The following is a 6,164-nucleotide window of genomic DNA, read 5'->3' on the forward strand; positions in this document are numbered from 1 at the left end:
GCCAGGTCCACGGCGTTGACGAGCTCGCGGACGTTGCCGGGCCAGCCATGACGGATCAGCGCCAGCCGCGCCGCGGGCGATAGTTTTGCCGGCCGCCCGGCCAAGCGTGCGCGCTCGCCGACCAGCCGTTCCAGCAGCCATTCGAAATCGGTGCGCTCGCGCAGCGCCGGCAGTGTCAGCGAGGCGGCGTTCAGCCGGTAGAACAGATCCTCGCGGAAACGGCCCTCGGCAACCAGTCGGCGCAAGTCATGGTGCGAGGCGGAGATGATCTTGATGTCGACAGGCCGAGGTGCTGTGCCGCCAACCGGGATCAGTTCGCGCTCGGCGATCACCCGCAGCAGGCGCGATTGCAGCGCGTAGGGCATGTCGCCGATCTCGTCGAGGAAAAGCGTGCCGCCGTCGGCGCTCTCGATCAGCCCCTTGCGTCCCTTGGCCGTGGCGCCGGTAAAGGCGCCGGCGGCGTGCCCGAACAGCTCGCTCTCGATCAGATGTTCGGGAATGGCCGCGCAATTGATGGCCACGAACGGGCCGGAACGCCCGGAGCTGTCATGGAGCGCGCGGGCGAGATGTTCCTTGCCGGAACCGGTCTCTCCATGGATCAGGATCGGGATGGTGGTGCGCGCCAGCTTGGCGGCCCGCGCCTGCATGGCCGCCATGGCCGGATCGCCGCCGGAAAGCTCTGCGATCGGTTTCGGCAGCGCCTCGGCGGGAGCGCGGCGTCCGCTCGACGGCTGCGGCTCGATGGCATGCGCGAACAGCGCGCTGCCGTTGCGGCCGAACACCAGCCGCTCCTCGGTCGGGCGCCCGCGCGTCAAGTTCGGCAAGTCATCGATATCCATGTCGAGGTAACGCGAGATCGGCTGACCGATCGGCGAGGAGAGCCTCCAGTCGACGCCTCCGGCCTGCGCCAGAAGCAGCGCCCCGCCGCGCGTGGTGCCGAGGATGCGGCCCGAGGCATCGAGCGCGATGGCTGCTTCCGGATCGACATCGAGGAATTCGGGCGAGCGCGAGAAGCGCAGCACCCATTCCGAATGCATCTGCGCCATCAAATTGGCGAGCTCGATGCGCCGGGCAGACGCCGTCACCAGGTGAAGGGCAAGGTTCTGGCTGACTTTCGGCTGCGGCGAGCGCAACAGCGATATGTCGAGGACGGCGGTCAGTTCGCCCTTGGTGTCGAAGATCGGCGCGGCGGTGCAGGAGAGCGGCGTGTGGGTGGTATCGAAATGGTCGGTCTGGTGAATTGTCATCGCCTCGCCGGTGACGATGCAGGAGCCGACGCCGCAGGTTCCAGTGCGGCTTTCGGACCATTCGGACCCGAGATAGAGACCGGCCGTGCGCAACTGGTCCATGAACAGCGGGTCGCCGAGGAAGTCGACGGTGACACCTTTCGCGTCGGCCAGCAGCAGGACGTAGTTCTGGCCGGCCACCTGCTTGAACAATGTCTCCAGCCCGCTGCGGGCAATGGCGATCAGTCTTTCGGACTGCTCGCGATGCTCGCGCAACTGGGTATCGGGCACGATGTAGGCTTCCGTCGGACGTGCCGGGTCGAGCCGATGCGTATCGATGCAGCGCAGCCAGGACTGCACCACGATATCGTCGCGGACCGAACGCGCGCCAGACAGCACCTGTTCGATCTCGCGGATATGCTCCCGTTCGCCAGCCATGCGTCCTCCTCGCAGCCAACGTCACATCATAGTGCATGTCGTGCCCCCAAACCGCTCCACCCTTGCGGGCGACATGCATCGGCACATACTGGTGCCTCGGCGGCGGGCGCTCAACTGTACTATGGTAGCGCGAAACAGCGCCTTTTCTCACAGGCGGGTGAATTCGCGCCGGACCCCATTGACGAGCCCGCGTTTTCGCCCTTATTGTCCGCGCCCATGAAAACGGCACTCATTCTCGTAGGCTGGCGCGTGGGCAAGGCGGTGTAACCGCCGGGCGAAAACCTCCCATGCGCACCACACAGGCTCCCTCGGGGGCCTTTTTTATTGCCTCTAATCCAACTAAACGACCAGCAATCGCCAGATGGCGAAACAGTACGGGACCAGACCGATGAGCAACGGACAGAACGAGCGGCGCGAAATGACGGGTGCCGAAATGGTGGTGCAGGCGCTGAAGGACAATGGCGTCAAGCACGTCTTCGGCTATCCGGGCGGCGCGGTCCTTCCGATTTACGATGAAATTTTTCAACAAGACGATGTCGAGCACATCCTGGTCCGGCACGAGCAGGGCGCAGGCCATGCGGCCGAAGGCTATGCGCGCTCGACCGGTAAGGCCGGCGTGCTCCTGGTGACGTCCGGCCCCGGCGCCACCAATGCGGTGACGCCGCTGCAGGACGCGCTGATGGATTCCATCCCGCTGGTCTGCCTCACCGGCCAGGTGCCGACCTCGCTGATCGGCTCCGACGCCTTCCAGGAATGCGACACGGTGGGCATCACGCGGCCCTGCACCAAGCACAACTGGCTGGTGAAGGACGTCAACGATCTAGCCGCCACCATCCATGAAGCCTTCCATGTCGCGACGACAGGCCGGCCCGGCCCGGTCGTGGTCGACATCCCGAAGGACGTGCAGTTCGCCAAGGGCATCTACGTGCCGCCGCAGACGGCGCCGCGCACCAGCTACCAGCCGAAAGTCCAGGGCGACCTGGAAAAGGTGAAGGCTGCCGTCGAGCTGATGGCCGGCGCGAAGAAGCCGATCATCTATTCGGGCGGCGGCGTCATCAATTCCGGCCCGGAGGCGAGCCATCTGCTGCGCGAGTTGGTCGACCTCACCGGCTTCCCGATCACTTCGACACTGATGGGGCTCGGCGCCTATCCGGCATCGGGCAAGAACTGGGTCGGCATGCTCGGCATGCACGGCACCTACGAAGCCAATATGGCGATGCATGATTGCGACGTGATGGTCTGCATCGGCGCGCGCTTCGACGACCGCATCACCGGCCGACTGAACGCGTTCTCGCCGAACTCGAAGAAGATCCACATCGATATCGATCCGTCCTCGATCAACAAGAACGTCCACACTGACGTGCCGATCATCGGCGATGTCGGCCGTGTGTTGGAGGATCTGGTGCGGCTGTGGCGGGCGACCGCCAAGACCGACAAGAAGGCGCTCTATCCGTGGTGGGAGCAGATCGCGAAATGGCGCGCGCGGGATTCGCTGGCCTACAAGATGAACAGCGACGTCATCATGCCGCAATATGCGATCCAGCGGCTCTATGCGCTGACCAAGGACATGGACACCTACATCACCACCGAGGTCGGCCAGCACCAGATGTGGGCGGCGCAGCATTATCATTTCGACAAGCCGAACCGCTGGATGACGTCGGGCGGCCTGGGCACAATGGGCTACGGCCTGCCGGCCGCGCTCGGCGTGCAGATCGCGCATCCGGATGCACTGGTCATCGACATCGCGGGCGACGCCTCGGTGCAGATGACCATGCAGGAGATGAGCTCGGCGGTGCAGTATGAGGCGCCGATCAAGATCTTCATCCTGAACAACCAGTATATGGGCATGGTGCGCCAGTGGCAGCAGCTCTTACACGGCAACCGGCTGTCGCATTCCTACACCGAGGCGATGCCGGACTTCGTCAAGCTGGCGGAGGCCTATGGCGGACACGGCATTCGTTGCGACAAGCCGGACGAGCTCGACGACGCGATCCGCGAGATGATCTCGGTGAAGAAGCCGGTTCTGTTCGACTGCCGCGTGGCGACCTTGGCCAACTGCTTCCCGATGATCCCTTCGGGCAAGGCGCATAACGAGATGCTTCTGCCGGACGAGGCGACCGACGAGGCAGTGGCCAACGCCATCGACGCCAAGGGCAGGGAACTGGTTTAGAGCATGATGCCGAAAAGTGAGAAGCGGTTTTCGGGCAACATCATGCTCCATCCATAACACTAGCCACAAAGGCGGGGCTGTCGCGAGAAAGCCGTGCGCAAACTGAGAATTAGCTCAAAAGTCTAAAATAGAGATTCATGTCATGAACGCACAGCTCCAGCCGACCGGTTCGGCTTATTTCATCGCCAAGGAAACCGAGAAGCCGGAAACCCATACGCTTTCCGTGCTGGTCGACAACGAACCGGGCGTTCTCGCCCGCGTCATCGGCCTTTTCTCGGGCCGCGGCTACAACATCGAAAGCCTTACCGTTTCCGAGACCGAGCACGAGAAGCATCTGTCGCGCATCACCATCGTGACGCGCGGCACGCCGCATGTGATGGAGCAGATCAAGCATCAGCTCGAGCGCATCGTGCCGGTGCACCGGGTGGTGGACCTGACCGTGCGCTCGCATGAGCTGGGACAGGAGCGGCCGCTGGAGCGCGAACTCGCGCTGGTCAAGGTCGCCGGCACGGGCGACGCCCGCGTCGAGGCGCTTCGGCTTGCGGACGCCTTCCGCGCCTCGGTCATCGACGCCAACACCGAGCATTTCATCTTCGAGATCACCGGCAAGGGCTCCAAGCTCGACCAGTTCATCGCCATCATGAAGCCGCTTGGCCTGGTCGAGATCTGCCGCACCGGCGTTGCGGCGATGAACCGCGGCCCGCAGGGGATGTGAGCAAGGCAGACATCGCTCGCACCCCTTCAATCGTTTCTCTGGCCCGGCAGTCGTCCATCTTGGCGGCCTTTCGGATCGGTGGACAGCCCGGTCGGATCCCCTGTTACCCGGCTGCCTAACCATTGTGCAGTGCACATTAAATCTTCGTAATGCCGCGTTTTGGCCCTTTTCCGCCAAAGCCTTGTCCTATCTATTCGGCGAAAATTGCGGCAAGGCGCCGTGGATCGGGCTAGGATAGACCACCTGGTCCGGCGTGTCGGGTCAGAGGGCATATTGTCGATGCGCGGAAAAATTGCCTTTGCAGTTGTTGCGGTCGCCTGCCTGGCGGGGGCCGGGCTCTACTATTCGCCCACGATGCTGGCCCCCACAATGCTGGCCAGGGTCCAGCAGCTGATTTCGGGCAAGCAGGCTGACGCGAGCGACAAGACGGCGAGCGGCGACAAGACGGCCGGCGCCCCGGACAATGCGAAAGGCGACAATGCGAAAGGCGGCGGTCCACGTTCGGCCTCGATCGTCTCCGCCGTCGCGACCACCGCCGATTTCCCGATCCGGCGCTATGCCATCGGCTTCGTCTCGTCACCGGAGGTGGTCAACATCAATGCCCGTGTTTCCAGCCAGATCGTGTCGATCGCGGTCAAGGACGGGCAGATGGTCAAGGCCGGCGATCTGCTCATTTCGCTCGATGACCGCGCGCTGAAGGCGCAACTGGCCAAGGATCAGGCGACGCTCGCCAAGGACCAGGCGATGCTGGTGAGCGCCCAGGCCGACCTGCAGCGTGCCAAGGATCTTGTCGCCAAGCAGGCCGGCACGCAGCAGACCTACGACCAGGCGCTGGCGGCGCAGAAAGCCGCGGCCGCGACCATCGATGCCGACAAGGCGACGATCGACGCCGATACCGTGCAATTGAGCTACGCGACCATCACGGCGCCGATCTCGGGCCGGCTCGGCGCCGTCAACGTGTCGGTCGGCGATCTCGTCACCACCAGCAATGGCAGCTCAAGCAGTTCGACGCCGCTGGTCACCATCACGCAGATGGACCCGCTGCAGGTGAATTTCACGCTGCCGGAAAGCAACCTCGCCCTTTTGCACAAGGCGCTCGCCGACCCGCAGCAAGGCAACGTGATGCTGACCAAGGACGGTGACCCCACGCCCATCGGCAAGGGCACGCTCGACTTCGTCGATTCCAGCGTCGATACCGCTTCCGGCACCATCGCCACGCGGGCCAGCATACCCAACCCGGATCTTTCGCTGTGGCCGGGGCAATATGTGAATGTGGTGCTCGATGCCGGCACGATGCCGCACATGACCTCGGTGCCGACGGTCGCGGTGCAGCCCAGCCAGAAGGGCCCCTTCGTCTATGTGGTCAAGCCGGACAACACGGTGGAGATGCGGCCAGTGCAGGTGGCGCTGACGGAGGGGCAGAACAGCGCCATCAGCGATGGTCTGAAGAGCGGCGAGAAAGTCGTCGTCGAGGGCCAGACACGGTTGAAGAACGGCGCGGCGGTACATGAAGGCAAGGCGGCCGGATCCGGTGACCAGGCGTCACCGAAAGTCGCTGAGGCCGACAAGGCGGGCGGAGCTGCCCAATGATCTCCGAATTCTGCATTCGCAGGCC

Annotated in this window: 4 protein-coding genes; 3 read left to right on the plus strand and 1 reads right to left on the minus strand. The window is 64.0% G+C overall.

Annotated elements, in window-relative coordinates; translation table 11 throughout:
• On the minus strand, positions 1-1,664 hold a 1,664-nt coding region (locus EOA24_RS24360), incomplete at its 3' end, for a sigma-54-dependent Fis family transcriptional regulator (RefSeq protein WP_133374592.1).
• Positions 1,665-2,052: 388 nt separating this feature from the next.
• Here EOA24_RS24360 and EOA24_RS24365 point away from each other — a divergent pair.
• From EOA24_RS24365 to EOA24_RS24375, 3 genes are all read left to right on the plus strand, one after another.
• On the plus strand, positions 2,053-3,834 hold the full coding sequence (locus tag EOA24_RS24365) for an acetolactate synthase 3 large subunit (RefSeq protein ID WP_126082062.1): 1,782 nt from the start codon (positions 2,053-2,055) through the stop codon (positions 3,832-3,834).
• Positions 3,835-3,976: 142 nt separating this feature from the next.
• Positions 3,977-4,549: an acetolactate synthase small subunit gene (ilvN, locus tag EOA24_RS24370; RefSeq protein WP_042644054.1), complete on the plus strand. Its 573-nt coding sequence runs from the start codon at positions 3,977-3,979 to the stop codon at positions 4,547-4,549.
• Between the two features lie 279 nt (positions 4,550-4,828).
• Positions 4,829-6,139: an efflux RND transporter periplasmic adaptor subunit gene (locus EOA24_RS24375; protein ID WP_126082064.1), complete on the plus strand. Its 1,311-nt coding sequence runs from the start codon at positions 4,829-4,831 to the stop codon at positions 6,137-6,139.
• Positions 6,140-6,164 lie beyond the last annotated feature (25 nt).

This window comes from Mesorhizobium sp. M2A.F.Ca.ET.039.01.1.1 (genome assembly GCF_003998035.1).
Classification (GTDB): Bacteria; Pseudomonadota; Alphaproteobacteria; order Rhizobiales; family Rhizobiaceae; genus Mesorhizobium.

What these genes read in the sequence shown, in the direction of transcription:
- EOA24_RS24365 (WP_126082062.1), top strand. Translation starts at nt 2,053, where the DNA reads ATGAGCAACGGACAGAACGAGCGGCGCGAAATGACGGGTGCCGAAATG.
- ilvN (WP_042644054.1), top strand. Translation starts at nt 3,977, where the DNA reads ATGAACGCACAGCTCCAGCCGACCGGTTCGGCTTATTTCATCGCCAAG.
- EOA24_RS24375 (WP_126082064.1), top strand. Translation starts at nt 4,829, where the DNA reads ATGCGCGGAAAAATTGCCTTTGCAGTTGTTGCGGTCGCCTGCCTGGCG.